We start from the raw sequence: 14,487 nt of genomic DNA, 5'->3' as shown, positions 1-14,487 counted from the left end.
TTTTAAATCTATTTATAGTGAGTCTTGTGGGGAGGGTCTACGTCGTGGGGGCAGGGCCGGGCGACCCCGAGCTCATCACGGTCAAGGGCCTCAGGCTATTAGAAAATGCAGACGTCGTACTCCACGATAGACTTGTGGCGCCTGAGTTGTTAAAACGCGTAAAGCCCGGGGCCGTAGTGATTGACGTGGGTAAGAGACCAGGCGGCGCCGGCCCCACGCAAGCAGAGATAAACGAGATGCTCTTCAAATATGCACAGCTATATAACACTGTGGTGAGACTCCACGGGGGGGATCCCTTGGTGTTTGGGAGGGGGTTTGAAGAGTGTGAATACCTTGTGGCAAGGGGGGTTCCCTGTGAGTTTGTCCCCGGGGTTACCAGCGGTTTTGCTGCTCCTGCACGTTATTACATACCTCCGGTAGTTAGAGGCACTGCGAGCTCCGTTGCGTTAGTCACAGGGAGAGAAGACCCCTCAAAGGGCTTGCGTCAAGTAAATTTCAGACGATTAGCCAACGCCGTAGATACTATAGTCATATATATGGGCGCCTCTTCTGCTGGCGAAATAGCTATAGAGCTCATAGAGGGCGGCTTGTCTGGAGAAACTCCCGTCGCCGTGATAAAATCCGCATATTTTAAAGATGAAGAGTTCTATACCACTACACTAAGCCGTCTCGGCCCTGTGCCAAATCCAAGTATAATAGTCGTGGGAAGGGTCGTAGAGAGGGGGGCTAGGCTATGGGAAGCGGCACGGAGATTGTTGTAGTTAGAATTAAAGAGGGACGTTGCCCCAGCGGCGCATACTGTATATCTATAGGTAGGATAATTCCACGCCCTGATGTTGTTATTCCAGACGGCGACTACTTAGTCATCATGAGCCCCTCTGTGGCTTATTCGATAAATTTAAGCAACGTTGTAAAGAAGTTCAAATGTGTTATATGTGTAGGCCCTTCTACAGCAGAGGCTGTCGGCAACTGTATAGTGCCAAGAGAGTATACGAGCTATGGCGTAGCGCGGTTACTGAAGGAGCTCGCCCCTGGCAGAGTCGTCGTCTTGAGGTCAAGCGCCGGCAACGAGGTGTTAAAGACGTTGGTGCCAAATGTGATAGAAGTTCCTGTCTACGACATCGTATTAGATAGAGACAGGATAGAGGAGGCGGCAAAAGCCATAGTCACGGCAAAAGCTGTGGTATTTACAAGCTCAACCGCCGTAGAGACGATAGCTAAAGCTGTAGACCTCACAGGAAAGACCGTAGTTGCAATCGGCGCCGTGACGTCACAAAAATTGACACAACTGGGAATACCACATATAACGGCGGGTGAAGCTACAATAGAGGAGGCTGTAAAAACGGCGAAAAAAGAGTTGGAATTATTTAAGCCCAAGTAGTTGTTTAACCGCGTCTATAAGTTGGTTAGTGATACTGCTCGTAGCATTTTTAAAGCCGAGTATTTGATTTACGGCGTTTTGAACTACGCCGGTTACCGTAAGTGCAAATGCGCTCACAAGCGCCACTGCTACCAACAGTAGTAACACCTCCTCAACAAGTATCGAACCTCTCACATTAATATACTACAGTTTATAACCAACTTTGTCGACAACATAGCGATGTCGTTCTGTCCAGTCAAATTTCTCCAATAATCGCAAATTTTACACATATTCATATACCATTCTTCAGATCCAAGAAAACAGCCGTATCCAAGTTTTTACATTTTCAACCTTAGTTGAGTGTCCAATAAGATACTAAAAAATACGATTGACCATGGCGACATTTCAAAACTGCGAACGCCATTTAGAACTAGGGCCAAATAACAACTCATTCCCCAGTTCATTGACCATTTAACTTTTCTTCTTAGAAAACTCTCTTACATGAACCACACCCCCAGCCCTGGGGGTGGCCGGGCTTTGCGGCTATTCCAACCAGTCTCGCGGTCGTCTACTATGCGGTTGCAGGCGGGCCCGAGCCCCCTGGAGACTCGGGCACCACAAAGGGGTTACTTATTTTATAAAGCTCAGCGACGTATGTAAAGGCGCCCAAAGATATAAAAACAAAGTAGATGTGAGGGATGTGCGCATACCTCTTTGGGTCGAGGCTTCACGTCTAAAAGTTCTAATACTTGGCGGAGGCTCTGTGGGGACGCGTAGAGCTAAATATTTTCACACAGCGGGCGCCAAGGTGAGAGTTATTGCAAGAGACGTCACGCCGGAGTTAAAATCCATGGGAGTAGAGATAAAATATGCGGATCTCAACGTCTACGATCCCACCGAGGATATAAAATGGGCAGACATAGTAGTAATCGCAGTTGATGATCAAAGACTTGCAGAGAGACTCTTTAGACAAGCTGAGGCGTTGGGCAAATTGATAAACGACGCCACAGATGCCACACGTACACATGTGGTAGTGCCCTACGAGAGAGAAATCGCAGGACTAAGAGTAGCAGTCACTAGCGAAGGCGCGGCGGGCACGCCGGCTAGACTTTCACTAGACATAATAGAGGGCTGTATTAAAGAAAGCTGGATTCCAGTATTCTATAGTGTATATAGAGAGCTAAAGAACGAGGCAAAAACATTGATAAAAAACACAAAAACAAGACTACGCTTCTACCAAAAGTTAGTTGAAGATGAAAAATTTATGAAATATGTAAAAGAAAAAGACGAAAAAGCTGCAATTAAACGGGGAAGAGAACTGCTACACTCTATCCTAAATGAGGAAAAGGCCGCCTAGCCCTAGGGCGCCTAGGGACTCACCCGTGCCGTCATTTGTAGTCTCTGGCGGCAACGAAAGTAGTTAACAACGTGGCCAACATGTGCTTCTCAACGCCGCCTTTACGACGGCGTCGCTCAAGACAAGCACCACTGCGGCCATGGCCACCACGGCGAACCAAAGAGCGGAGCGGATTCACATCAGCGAAGCCCATAGACTGTCGTTATAACAACGTTACTCTCTTCATTTCAGATGGTGTAAAAAACACATTTTAAAACTTTATTATCAGGGTGAAACGTTTTGACATTCGATGGGGAAAAGACCCGGTCTGATATATGAAGAGGGCATTCTGCACCGACGTGAAGTGATGATCCGCCAGTGGCCTAACGGTGAAGACCTCACCCTTTGCTGATTTTAAGTTCCCACAACATATAGATTTTAGATGATGTACAGAGGTGGCCCCCTCAGTGATTTTATGAACGAGGGTTGGGGGTGCTGAAAAATATTTTGATTACTTCGCCAGTTTATACAATAGCTCTCTAAGTACTATATGTTTGTTAAAGTTGCCTGTCTTTATCCACCTCCCACATGCTCTATATGGCGCGAGGATGTATACGCCGTGGCTACACACTGCCTCCTCCACCGCTATGTAATATGGTTTCGACACCACGAGTATAACTGTGGAGTTTTCAATAAGCTTAGCTATAGCGTTTAGAAGGCCAACAGATCTAGCCCACTTCTTTATTTCCTCAGGCGACCTCCCGCTTAGAGTCACATCATACGGCTCTAATACTTGATTCTCATGTACCAACCCATATCTAGCAGATATTATATACAAAGCGGCGGGAACCCCAGCAGATCTAACCTCGTCCAACACTTTTACAATTCTTCTCACAGAAGGCCCTCTATATAGCTCTCTAGCTGGCGCGGCAACTCTAAGCTTTTCGGCAGTACAGTTGGTAACAATTGAAAACACATAGCTATATTAATACCAAAATTAAAGATGACGCCATGGATTTCTTGACGGCGGTTGTATTGGGGGTAGTTCAGGGAGTGTCCGAGTGGTTGCCCATAAGTAGCAAGACGCAGGTTATGTTTGTCTCACAACTACTACTGGGCGTAACGCCTGAGCTCGCCTATTCGCTGGGACTCTTTCTCGAGGCCGCGTCGGTATTAGCCGCATTGATATATTTCAGACTGGTATATCTAAAGATTTTGAGGGGGTTTCTTGGAGACGCCGAGGGAAGAAAATGGCTGACTTACATAATAGTAACCACCGCCGCAACAGGCGCCGTGGGAATACCGCTTTATATGGCGGCAAAACGCTACTTACTCCTAGGCGCAAGCGCCGGCTGGCTTATGGTTGTACTTGGCGTCGCAGTCATATTTAACGCAGTACTTCTTCAGAGAGCCCGCTCGGCGGCAGGGCTTAAAACCTTTAACGACATGACTCTCGGCCACATGGCGTTGGTAGGTCTAGCCCAAGCCCTATCGGTGTTGCCTGGCATAAGCCGCTCTGGCATAACCACAACAACATTGTTACTACTCGGCTACCGGCCAGACGAAGCTTTTAAATCTTCTTTCGTCTTAGTGCCAATTGCAGGACTCGGCGCCACAGCCTTGGCCTACCTCTCAGAAGGGGGCGCAGTGGCCACTCCCGAAGCTATTACAGCTATGTTGATAGGGCTTGTAGTTAGTCTTGTAACTATAAAGGCTCTGCTAGAATTTGCAAAAAGTAAACATGTCACACTTGTGAATATAGTAGTAGGCACTTTGGCAATAGCCGGAGGAATTACGAGAATTCTACTTAGTTCTTAACGTAGATATATACCTCCTAGCGCCGTATATCAACAACGCTTCAAGCGGTATCTGGGCCCACTTGACGAGTATCTGGCCGAGAATTATCTGAGCTTCTGGGCCAAAGGCCAGCGATATAAACACTGCCGTGTCTACCACTTGCGAAATAAGAGAAGAGCTATAAACCCTAGCCAGTATGTGGAGACGGGGCCACTTAGTCACGATGTAGACGTCCACTGTGGAGGATATGAGGTATGCGGCGAGGGAGGCAAGCGCAATTCTGGCGGAGGGGGTGATTACCGAGTCCACCACGGCGGCTCTCTCAGCAAACCACGCCGGCGGGGGTAGTTGTGCGGCGGCCCAAGTGGCGAAGGCCACCGCCGCCTGGAAGAAGAAGCCGAGCCTCACGGCTCTCATGGCGAACTGCCTCCCGTAGAAAATCGCCATGGCGTCTAACACGGCGACGTTAGTCATAAATATGACAGTACCCGCAGGCGCAACGCCAATGCCGTAGTCCACAAGTTTGTTAGCAATAAACTGCGCCGCTGTGAGCGTGCCGAAGAAAAGGCCTACAAGCACCGTGTCTATCTTCTCTTTCCATAGCCAAATTAAAAGTAGGTAGATTAAGTATAGAACAACTCCGTAGACCCAAGCTTGAAATACTGCTAGCATAAACGGCGGGCTTTACCTCAGCTTAAAAATTTAAAGCAGGCATTTGTCGAACATGTGGATTTTCTCACCACAGTTAGAAAAACTGTCGAACTCCGGCTGGCCACAGAGCCGCCGCCCCCCACGAGAACAACTCCATTACTAGACTTTACAAAAGCCCTCAGAGACTTCGGCATTATTGCAGAGTATAAACGTGCGTCGCCCCGCGGCGTAGTTAGACTAGACCTCCCGCCCTGGGCTTACTTCGCAGAGCTATACAGCTATGTCTCGGCCTTCTCCGTCCTCACAGAGCCCTTCTGGTTCCTCGGAGACTATCGCTTCATACCTATAGCCAAAACCTTCAAGCCCGTCCTCATGAAAGACTTTGTAATAGACAAGAGACAGATAGAGATGGCGTATGGCTATGGCGCAGATGCCGTCTTAATAATATACCGGCTTGTAGATAGAGAAAAGGCCATGGAGCTCGCCGAATACGCCCAGAGACTAGGTCTCACCCCCCTGGTAGAGGTGGACAACGTACAAGACGCCAAAGAGGTCGCCACGTGGGGCGGAAGGGTGGTAATCGGGATAAACGCCAGGGACCTCCGCACTTTAGAAACAAACCTCATAAGGGCCTTTGAGATAGCCAAGTCGCTAAGAGGAGATGTAGATTACATAATTGAGAGCGGCATTTCCAAGCCGGAGGAAGTGGAGAAGGCTTGTCTCCTATATGCCAGGGGGGTGTTAATTGGCACAGCTCTTATGAAAAACCCCGCCTTGGCAAAAGAGTTAAAGACGGTAGCTGAAAACTGTGTTGCAAGACGCTAAATGGATAAGCTAAAGGCTGCGTTAACCTCGCTTATTGCAGGCATTGCAGTAACTGCACTTAAGATAACGGCGTGGCTACAGAGTTTTTCTGTGGCGGTACTTGCAGACGCAGTCCACTCCGCAGTTGATTTACTAGCGGTTGCTATTACATATCTAGCAGTTAAAACTAGCGTAAAACCTCCAGACGAAGAACACCCATACGGCCACTACAAAGCGGAGACATTAGGCGGAATAGGTGGATCTCTAGCAGTAATGGCGTCTGCAACTTTTATCGCATATGAGGCATTTACAAGACTAGTGCGGTGGGAGCCATATACGCCCAGCTTAGCTGGCGTTGTTACAATGGCTATAGCCATAGCGGTAGATTTCAATAGAGTAGTTGTCCTCCGCAAATTTAGAGGAGTTTCAAGAGCTCTCGAAGCAGACGCCCTCCACTTCTCCACAGACCTCGCCTCATCTTCTGCCATACTTGCACTACTTATCTTCGGCATAATTTCTGAAAAGTATGCGCCAGAAGTTTTCACACGTTGGAGCCCGGCGATAGATATCGCCTTAGCCGCCGCCATAACTATATACTTCATAAAGCTAAGTCTTGCACTACTTAAATCATCTATAATTGAGCTATTAGACTACGCCCCACCTGATGTTGTTATAAAAACGCGTCAACTTGCACAAAGAGTCGCCGGAGTACAAGCTGTAAAGACTGTAAAAGTAAGAAAGGCCGGCGGAGTATACCACGCCGATGTAACAATAGCAGTAGATGAAAATCTCACAGTTAAGGAAGCTCACGAAATTGCAGACCAGGTAGAGAAGACTCTAAAAGAAGAGCTAGGTGGAGACATCGCCGTACACGTAGAGCCGCACAAGCCTAGCCAGAGGCCTGAGGAGACTCCTTCAGCTGCTTCTCGATCTCCTCAAGAGCCTTCTGGACCTCCTTCTCGATCTCCTCGATAGGCTTCGGCGGCGGGGTGGTGGCGAGGGCGTAGCCGACCCACGCCAGTATTCCCAAAACGGCGGCCACAGCCGCGAAGGCAGTCAGCTGGAGGATAAATAACTGCCAGGGCGAGAAGAAGACAAGCCAGCCATACAACACAATGCCAACAACCCCAGCCACAACAAGCCCCAAGCCGATAGCCTTATCTCTATGCATGACTACAAAAAACCCCGGGTTTATATATGTTAAATCATCTAAAGCGGACAGCTCTGATGAAGTGTATAACACAGGACGTAATAGAGATAGCCAGCAAGCCCTATGGGAGCTGTGAGGCCGAAGTAGCCGAACCAAATAGCCACTACCTCAAAAATAGACACCAAAACCGCCAAGATGAGAGCTGTCGCCGCCGCCTCCTCAAGGGTATAGACCCCAAGAGCCATGGCGAGACCGGGGTAGAAGGTGCTGTAGAGCGCTTTCTCCCCAACAATAACGCTGACCCCCTCATCGTCCTTCCCCTTAGCTATGAAGATAAGCCCCACGATAGACTCGGGAATCACTGTGGCTATGGGGACGAGGATTATGGAGAGGGCGAGCTTGTCAAGTCCGGCGGCTGCCCCCAGATCCTTGATCCCACCTACGAGCCACTCGGCGCCAAACGCCATTGCCAAAAGAGCCGCCGCAGTCTGCACCGCCGGGTTCTTAAGCCAGAGGGAGACGCCGGCCTTCTCCACCTCCTCCTCTCTAAGCATAAACTTGGCATATAGGAAGTAGAGGACGAGGAGGAAGACTCCATACAGCTGGCCGAAGACGCCGTAGCGCTCCGGGTGGAGAAACAAGATGGGCAAGAGGGGAATGGTAAACACAAGCAGGGGAACGGCCACAATGCGGTGGACATGCGGAAGCTTGTACCTCCTCCTCCCTAGAGCCCACGCCGTTATGCTTGTCAAAATGATGACGGGGTAGATCACAGTAGCCGCCATAAACGGCTGAGCCACTATAGACCCCCAAGCGATCTCTATCTGCCCCCGCAGAAGCGCCACGGTAAAGACAGCCAGCTCTGGGCTTGAGGTTATGATGGGGGCGAAGATAGCGGCAACCCCCACCGCCGCGCGCCTATATCTCCAAGATATGTAGTGAACTAATTGCTCAATTAACACACCAGCGAGGATAGTCAGTAAAATACCAACTACCACTCCAAAAGGCCCAATTGAGGGGACTAGAGACACCTCTGCCATAGGGCCTGGAGAAGAGACGCTTTTTAAAATTAGTGGACCGGCCGGGATTCGAACCCGGGATCACCCGCGCGCGAGGCGGGCATCCTTCCGCTAGACTACCGGCCCTGTTTTGCAACACATGTAGCTTAAAAACTTTATCCATGATTCACTCTCTGTGCACAGAGCCGTGAAGAAAACGGAGGATGTAAACCGATGCCGTGCACAAGACTTAAATATCCCACACGATCCTACTGCCATGGCGACGAAAACTCTCTACCTTGCGGCCGCCCTGTTGGCCATCGCAGCGGCCGCCCAGACGATGCCAAAGATTGTGGTGTCGTTCCCCGCCTATAACGTCGTGCTCAGCGAGGCTTTTCCAAATGCAGACGTCGTCCTCATCACAAAGGGGGCGTCGGACCCACATGAGTACCAGCTGACGGCTGAAGATCTGCAGATGCTCGCAAGTCTTACTCCACGCGACGTCGTCGTCCTCTCCATGCACGCGCCCTTTGAGCAGAAGATCGCCGAAATGGCTAGAGACAGCCAGATAAAGGCCAAGGTCATAGACCTTACAAAAATCCAGCAGTATCTAACGTACGACAACGGTGCGGTGAACCCCCACGACCACGGCATATACCCGCCCAACGTCCTCAAGCTGGTAGCCGCCGTGGCAAACGCCATCGGGCTAAAGCCAGACCTCACCTTCCTACAGAAGCTACGGGAGCTCAACTCGACGTACTGCTGTAGATTCAGTGGAAAAGCCGTGGCGCTGACCCCAGCCGCACAGTATATACTCCACTGGCTTGGATACAGAGACATAGCTGTCCTCATCAAAGAGCCAGGCATGCCACCCACCACCCAAGACCTCCAAAAGGCCCTCCAATACGCAAAAGAGGGCGCCCCAGTCCTAGCTGCCGTAGTGCGCGGAGAAGCTCTACGTATAGTAGACCAGTTTAGACAGAAAGCCCAGGAAGCCGGAATAAACCCCCATATAATCACGGCAGACTTCTCCAAAAACTACATCCAGACCCTAGAAGCTACAGTTAGACAAATAGCGGCGGTTGCCCAAATGTCCTCAGCTACCGAAACCACAGCCAAACAAGCAACACAACAGAACACGGCGGCTACCCAGACGACGCAGCCAGCCGCTGGCCCAGAACTGACCATCCCAATCGCAGTAGCCGCCACAACCATCGTGCTATTTGCCGCAACTCTACTCCTCCTCAGGAGGAAAAAATAATAGGTTTTTTCACCGTCTGTCCCTAGGCGCAACAGCCTAGGGACTTTCTCCCCGCCCACGCCTTCATCAGTAGCCAGGCTACCTCGGGTGTGGGGTCATTGGGCATGGGGCCGGGCGGCACGCGGCCCTCCTCGGGCGTCCGTTTTTCGATGTTTATCACGGCCGCCATATACGCCTTCCGCACTTGAAAAGCCTTCCCCGCTGCGTTTCTCACTAGGCCGCGCCGTAGGAAGTCAAAAGCCGGCCTAGTCTCGACAAGAGATGTCGTTATGCTAATAGGCGAGTGGAGGTTTTAAAGCTACGTGTTGGATGGACGTACGAGCTTGACAAAGCTCTACTAGAGCTTAGAAAGGCGTTAACCCTCGGCAAGTGAGGAGCTGGTCTCGTGGATCTGGAGACTGGGTACTGGTCAGTCGGCGTTTACTGTAGGCAAAAAGTTTACTAAGGTGTTAGAACTTTGGAGTTATGTATAAGCTGTTGCTTCATGTAGATAGCGACGATCCTGCGCCGATGTCTATCGCGTTGTCTAATGCAGAGAACTTTCTTGCGGCTGTTGGGCAGGGCGAGGTGGCTCTGGTGGCTAACGGGCCTGGGGTGAGACACTTCGTCAAGGGGTCCCAGTTTGGGAGTAGAATCGCGTCGCTGGCTAGGAGGGGGGTCAAGTTCTACGTCTGTAACAACGCGCTTAGGAACTTGGGGATCGACCCCACGTCTCTTGTGGCTGAGGCTGAGGTTGTGCCTGCGGGTATTGTAAAAATCGTGGAGTTAGTCCAGCAGGGCTATATATACGTCAAGCCTTAGTCGCAGGGTTGGTCTGGGGGGCCGTAGCCCCCTCCGCCTGGCGTTTCTATTATGACTTCGTCGCCTTCGTCGAGCTCCACGGTGTCTGACCTTATGGCGACTTCTCCGCCCCTCCTCCTCTTGACTACGACTCTTGCCGGCTTTCCGGGGCAGCCGCCCTCTAGCCCCCATGGCCGCGTGTCGAAGCGGCTAGCTATTATCGAGAGGGTGGCCGGCGCCAGCGTCTTGAAGACCCGCACTATTCCGTCTCCACCTCTGTATCTGCCGGAGCCTCCGCTCCCCTCGCGTATCCTATAGGCGGTGAATTTGATGGGATATGTCCTCTCTGCGATTTCTATGGGGGTGTTTAGAGTGTTTGTCATATTGACGTGGACGCCGGAGACGCCGGGGCTGTTGGGACGCCCGCCTGTCCCGCCGCCTATTGTCTCGTAGTAAGACCAGTATCTGCCTCTCCAGACGCCTCCGATCATCACGTTCATCATTGTGCCAGAGCCTGCGGCGGGGATCCTCCCTGGGAGGGCCTTGGAGAGGGCCATGAAGACGGCGTCCGCCACCCTCTGGCTGGTCTCTAGGTTGCCGGCGCCTACTGCGGCGGGTTTCACTGGATTGACTATAGTGCCCAAGGGGGCCTCCACCTTTATAACGCTATAGAAGCCGTGGTTTGTCGGCACGTCGGCAGCCAACGCCGCTCTAACTGCGAAAGACACCGCGGAGTAGGTCACCCCGAAGACGGCGTTTATGGGGGCGTCTACCTGTCTCGCCGTGCCTGTGAAATCTACCCTCACTCCGCCATCTCCGACCTCAAGCGTGACTCTTATGGGTAATAGCTCCCCCCTCCAGTCTAGGTAGTCCACTGCGTCGAATCTGCCGCGGGGCCACTTGGAGATTTCGCCTAGGGTCAGCCTCCTCCCGTATTCGACAGCCTCTCTCCAAGCGTCTAGCACCTTCTCGCCGTAGCGTTCAAATAGCTCCCTCACTCTAGCCGCGCCGACGCGTGAAGCTGCCAACTGAGCCTCTAGGTCGCCTTTTGCGACTTCTGGCGTTTTGAAGTTCTCCAAGATGAAAGATAGGGCCTCTCTATTTAGCTGTCCTCTCTTCAGTATTTTTACGGGCGGTATGACGACCCCCTCTTCGTATATAGTCTTCGCACGTGGATTAAGCGACGCAGGGAGGGGCCCTCCTACATCTACATAGTGTGCTTTTGAGGCTATGTAGGCGACGAGTCTCTCCCGCCAGTAGACTGGATACAATACGAGCACGTCGTTGAGATGAGTCCCGGCGATGTACGGGTCGTTGGTTAAAACAGCGTCGCCCTCTTCCAGCACCTCTCCTTCCAAGGCCTTTAGTAAGTTTATAATTCCGATATGGAAAGAGCCTAGGTGGACCGGTATGTGCTCGGCCTGCGCCACGATGCGGCCTTCTGCGTCTACCACCGCGACGCTGTGGTCCATACGCTCTCTGATGTTGGGCGAGAATGCAGAGTTCCTCAGCGCGATCCCAGCCTCTTCGGCGATGTACTCAGTGGCTTTGTATATGATCTCCCACCTCATAGTCTCAGCTCCAGGCCGTATCTCTTTACTTCCGCCTCCCACCTCGGCGGCACCACTGTGGTGGAATAGTCTTCGACAATTAACGCGGGGCCTCTCACCCGGTAACCCAGCGGTAGCTCCGCCCTGTTGTAAACTGCGGCTTTCGTCCAGCCGTCGAAATACGCCTCCTTTTCCCACGGCACTGGACTCCCCCTCTCCGGCGGCTGTGGGAGCTTCGGCTTTTGTCTCTTCACGATGGCGAACACGCGTATTGTCACAACCTCTATCGGCTTGTCTAACACAAATCCGTAAGTCGCCTTGTGTTTCTCCTCGAAGGCCCGTCTGACGGCCTCGGGCGTGAGATCTTGGCCTAGTGGGATCGTGAGCTCCCAACCCTGCCCCACATATCTAACGTCGGCATATCTCACGTAATAGTCAGGGCTGTATCTGGCCAGCTCCTCTTCCAGCCGTCTAAACCCGCCCTCTAGGTCTCTGGGGTAGGCCATCCTAGCCTCGAATCTAAAGTCCGCCATGAGCATGCCGAGAGAGGTGAACACCCCAGGCAGAGGGGGCACCACCACGCGACTTATGCCGACCTCCTCGGCAAGCTCAGCTGCGTGTTGTGGCCCCGCCCCGCCAAAGGCCATGAGCACAAAGTCTTCTGGGTTTAGACCTCGCTCCACCGTGACTAGCCTTATGGCTCTCGCCATTTCCACATTTACCAGTTTTATTGCGTCTGCAGCTACGTCGACGGGGTCGCCCAGTTTGCCTAACGCCTCTACGGCGGCTTTTGTATTAAGCTTCAGCGCGCCCCCGGCCAACACCTCCGGAATTCTGCCAAGGGCTAGGTTTGCATCTGTGACCGTGGGCTGGGTGCCTCCCCTGCCATAAGAGACGGGCCCTGGGTCCGCCCCGGCGCTTATGGGCCCCACCCTGAGGGCGCCTCCCGCGTCTCTCCAAATGATCGTCCCCCCGCCTGCGGAAACTTCAGCGAGGTCTACAAAGGGGAACCTCACAGGGTAGCCCGAGCCTTTGACAAGCCTCCCTCTGTGGCTCTCCCCGCCCACCTCATACTCTGTAGTTATAGAGGGCTGGAAGTCCACCACCGTGCCGGCCTTCGCCGTCGTTCCTCCCATGTCGAAGGAAATAACTCTGGCCTCGCCCGCCAGCTTGGCCAACTCAGCCGCGGCGACGACCCCAGCCGCGGGGCCCGATTCGACAAGCTGTACAGGCCTTCTGGCGGCTTCCTCTACCGTTACAAGCCCGCCGGAGCTAGACATAACGTAGAGCGCCCCGCCCCTACCCTCTACGAACTCCCTCAGGCGCGACAGGTAGCGGCTTACCAGCGGCATTAATGCTGCATTTACCACCGCAGTGGAGAAGCGCTCGTACTCCCTAGGCTCGTGCGCCACCTCATATGACGCAGTGACGTAGCTAAACCACCTCTGGAGCACCTCCTTGGCGGCCTTCTCGTTGCTGGGGTTTACGTAGGAGTGGAGGAAGGCCACTGCGGCGCTCACGGCGCCCATGGCCTTAGCCCTGGCAGCCAGCGTCTCTACCTCTGCGGGGTTTACAGCCTTCTCTATTGTGCCGTCTGCAAGTGTTCTCTCGTCGACTTCAAACCTAAGCTCTCTCGGCACAAGCTGACGTGGCTTGGCAAAGTAGAGGTCGTATAGCCTAGGCCTGTTCTGCCGCCCTATCTCTATGACGTCGCGGAAGCCCCTCGTAGTAAACAGTGCCACCTTGGGAAGCTCAAGCCCCACTTGGCCAAGGAGGGCGTTTGTACCGATGGTAGATGCGTGTAGAACTTCGTTGAAGCCCATCTGCGAGAGCCCCATAATCACAGCCTTCTCTGGCTCTCTGGGGGTGGAGAGTATTTTCAAAGTGATTATGTCTCCTCTCTCGTCTACTGCGACGAAGTCTGTAAAGGTCCCTCCGACGTCTACAGCGACTATTTTCATTTCTTTACACGGAGGGCGTATGTTAAAACTCCTACGAGGCCTAGAGTTGCCAATATGGCTAGGTAGACGCCAGCTAGAAGTCTATCGACGCCCATGATTACAGTCATCACATATGGCGCCGTCCCTGCAAATACCGTGTTGCCAATTTGATAAGCAGAGGAGACGCCGGTGGTTCTAACTAGAGTGGGGAAGAGCTCGGCTAAGAAGGCGGCTTCTGGTGTATACACTATCCCATGGGCGAGACCGGTGAGTATTGCCACGGCAAAAAACATAGGCACGTTGGAAAGAGCTTGGTTTATAAGTAGCGCTCCGATGATAAATAAAACGATTCCCAGGGTAATAGGCACTACGTTTCCCACTTTTTCTGCAACAAAGCCGCTGGCTATTATTCCCAGTAGGTCAAAAACTGCGAATAGTACAATTGCTAAAAACCTCGTCGGAGCGTCAACGAGCTTAAGCGCGCTTGCTATATTTGGAAGGAAGGTGTTCCCGTAGTAAAATACTGCCCCAGCTGCGCCGGCGAGTAGGATACCGACCAATAACTCCTTCCAGTATTTTGTAAACACCGCCGCCACAGGATTTTCAATTTGCATAACGGTTTTTCTAGCCTCTATATATTCTAGTGTTTCGCCAAATTTAAACCTGAAGAACAAGCCTATAACTACTAACACCAGAGATAGGAGAAACGCAACTCTCCAACCCCACGCCGAGACAGCGGCGTCTCCAAGCACGTAAGTTAATATCAACATTACGCCTGCCGCCAGGAGGAGACCTAGGGGCACCCCGCTTTGTACAAACATCATAAAGAGACGTTTTCTTCTCACGTTTTCAAATAGGTA

General features: G+C 52.1%; 17 protein-coding genes and 1 tRNA gene. 8 read left to right on the top strand and 10 right to left on the bottom strand.

Annotated features, from left to right (window positions below):
- Positions 1–26 precede the first annotated feature (26 nt).
- On the top strand, positions 27–761 hold the full coding sequence (gene cobA / locus ACZ49R_RS09095) for a uroporphyrinogen-III C-methyltransferase (RefSeq protein WP_464732821.1): 735 nt from the start codon (positions 27–29) through the stop codon (positions 759–761).
- Complete coding sequence (locus ACZ49R_RS09090) at positions 734–1,381, top strand: uroporphyrinogen-III synthase (RefSeq protein ID WP_464732820.1); 648 nt, start codon at positions 734–736, stop codon at positions 1,379–1,381. Before cobA ends, ACZ49R_RS09090 begins: the two co-directional genes overlap by 28 nt.
- Here ACZ49R_RS09090 and ACZ49R_RS09085 read toward each other — a convergent pair.
- Positions 1,364–1,561 carry a hypothetical protein gene (locus ACZ49R_RS09085; protein ID WP_464734116.1) on the bottom strand — a complete coding sequence of 66 codons (198 nt, stop codon included), beginning with the start codon at positions 1,559–1,561 and terminating at the stop codon, positions 1,364–1,366. The genes ACZ49R_RS09090 and ACZ49R_RS09085 overlap by 18 nt on opposite strands.
- A 499-nt stretch (positions 1,562–2,060) precedes the next feature.
- Between ACZ49R_RS09085 and ACZ49R_RS09080 the strand changes: the two genes are divergently transcribed.
- Positions 2,061–2,717 (top strand): precorrin-2 dehydrogenase/sirohydrochlorin ferrochelatase family protein, encoded by a 657-nt coding sequence (locus tag ACZ49R_RS09080; protein ID WP_464732819.1) that lies wholly within the window; start codon positions 2,061–2,063, stop codon positions 2,715–2,717.
- 490 nt (positions 2,718–3,207) lie between these two features.
- On the opposite strand, the gene ACZ49R_RS09075 is transcribed toward ACZ49R_RS09080, so the two are convergent.
- Positions 3,208–3,672, bottom strand: coding sequence for a DUF6884 domain-containing protein (locus ACZ49R_RS09075; protein WP_464732818.1), 465 nt, complete (start codon positions 3,670–3,672; stop codon positions 3,208–3,210).
- 35 nt (positions 3,673–3,707) lie between these two features.
- Between ACZ49R_RS09075 and ACZ49R_RS09070 the strand changes: the two genes are divergently transcribed.
- On the top strand, positions 3,708–4,514 hold the full coding sequence (locus ACZ49R_RS09070; RefSeq protein ID WP_464732817.1) for an undecaprenyl-diphosphate phosphatase: 807 nt from the start codon (positions 3,708–3,710) through the stop codon (positions 4,512–4,514).
- On the opposite strand, the gene ACZ49R_RS09065 is transcribed toward ACZ49R_RS09070, so the two are convergent.
- Complete coding sequence (locus tag ACZ49R_RS09065) at positions 4,500–5,165, bottom strand: queuosine precursor transporter (RefSeq protein WP_464732816.1); 666 nt, start codon at positions 5,163–5,165, stop codon at positions 4,500–4,502. The genes ACZ49R_RS09070 and ACZ49R_RS09065 overlap by 15 nt on opposite strands.
- Positions 5,166–5,219: 54 nt before the next feature.
- Between ACZ49R_RS09065 and ACZ49R_RS09060 the strand changes: the two genes are divergently transcribed.
- Entirely contained in the window at positions 5,220–5,969 is a 750-nt protein-coding gene (locus ACZ49R_RS09060) for an indole-3-glycerol-phosphate synthase (protein WP_464732815.1), read from the top strand.
- Positions 5,970–6,923 (top strand): cation diffusion facilitator family transporter, encoded by a 954-nt coding sequence (locus ACZ49R_RS09055; RefSeq protein ID WP_464732814.1) that lies wholly within the window; start codon positions 5,970–5,972, stop codon positions 6,921–6,923.
- On the opposite strand, the gene ACZ49R_RS09050 is transcribed toward ACZ49R_RS09055, so the two are convergent.
- The 3 genes from ACZ49R_RS09050 to ACZ49R_RS09040 all read right to left on the bottom strand — a co-directional run bounded on the left by ACZ49R_RS09050 (position 6,838) and on the right by ACZ49R_RS09040 (position 8,243).
- On the bottom strand, positions 6,838–7,119 hold the full coding sequence (locus ACZ49R_RS09050; protein ID WP_011761886.1) for a transcriptional regulator: 282 nt from the start codon (positions 7,117–7,119) through the stop codon (positions 6,838–6,840). The genes ACZ49R_RS09055 and ACZ49R_RS09050 overlap by 86 nt on opposite strands.
- A 38-nt stretch (positions 7,120–7,157) precedes the next feature.
- The gene (locus ACZ49R_RS09045) at positions 7,158–8,138 is read right to left on the bottom strand and encodes a sodium:calcium antiporter (RefSeq protein ID WP_464732813.1); all 981 of its coding nucleotides are present in this window, start codon (positions 8,136–8,138) and stop codon (positions 7,158–7,160) included.
- A 33-nt stretch (positions 8,139–8,171) separates the two neighbouring features.
- Positions 8,172–8,243: transfer RNA gene (locus tag ACZ49R_RS09040), tRNA-Ala, on the bottom strand.
- Between the two features lie 130 nt (positions 8,244–8,373).
- Between ACZ49R_RS09040 and ACZ49R_RS09035 the strand changes: the two genes are divergently transcribed.
- Complete coding sequence (locus tag ACZ49R_RS09035; protein ID WP_464732812.1) at positions 8,374–9,357, top strand: metal ABC transporter solute-binding protein, Zn/Mn family; 984 nt, start codon at positions 8,374–8,376, stop codon at positions 9,355–9,357.
- 22 nt (positions 9,358–9,379) lie between these two features.
- Here ACZ49R_RS09035 and ACZ49R_RS09030 read toward each other — a convergent pair whose 3' ends face one another.
- Positions 9,380–9,571 (bottom strand): hypothetical protein, encoded by a 192-nt coding sequence (locus tag ACZ49R_RS09030; RefSeq protein WP_464732811.1) that lies wholly within the window; start codon positions 9,569–9,571, stop codon positions 9,380–9,382.
- A 251-nt stretch (positions 9,572–9,822) separates the two neighbouring features.
- Here ACZ49R_RS09030 and ACZ49R_RS09025 point away from each other — a divergent pair, with 251 nt between their 5' ends.
- The gene (locus tag ACZ49R_RS09025) at positions 9,823–10,158 is read left to right on the top strand and encodes a DsrE family protein (protein ID WP_011761890.1); all 336 of its coding nucleotides are present in this window, start codon (positions 9,823–9,825) and stop codon (positions 10,156–10,158) included.
- On the opposite strand, the gene ACZ49R_RS09020 is transcribed toward ACZ49R_RS09025, so the two are convergent.
- From ACZ49R_RS09020 to ACZ49R_RS09010, 3 genes are read right to left on the bottom strand one after another with little or no spacing between them, the layout of a single operon-like run.
- The gene (locus ACZ49R_RS09020) at positions 10,155–11,708 is read right to left on the bottom strand and encodes a hydantoinase B/oxoprolinase family protein (RefSeq protein ID WP_464732810.1); all 1,554 of its coding nucleotides are present in this window, start codon (positions 11,706–11,708) and stop codon (positions 10,155–10,157) included. The genes ACZ49R_RS09025 and ACZ49R_RS09020 overlap by 4 nt on opposite strands.
- The gene (locus ACZ49R_RS09015; protein WP_464732809.1) at positions 11,705–13,648 is read right to left on the bottom strand and encodes a hydantoinase/oxoprolinase family protein; all 1,944 of its coding nucleotides are present in this window, start codon (positions 13,646–13,648) and stop codon (positions 11,705–11,707) included. The genes ACZ49R_RS09020 and ACZ49R_RS09015 overlap by 4 nt, the downstream gene beginning before the upstream one ends.
- The gene (locus tag ACZ49R_RS09010) at positions 13,645–14,451 is read right to left on the bottom strand and encodes an MFS transporter (RefSeq protein ID WP_464732808.1); all 807 of its coding nucleotides are present in this window, start codon (positions 14,449–14,451) and stop codon (positions 13,645–13,647) included. Before ACZ49R_RS09010 ends, ACZ49R_RS09015 begins: the two co-directional genes overlap by 4 nt.
- Positions 14,452–14,487 lie beyond the last annotated feature (36 nt).

This window comes from Pyrobaculum organotrophum, from assembly GCF_055384425.1.
This window is presented reverse-complemented; position numbering and strand designations above follow the sequence as displayed.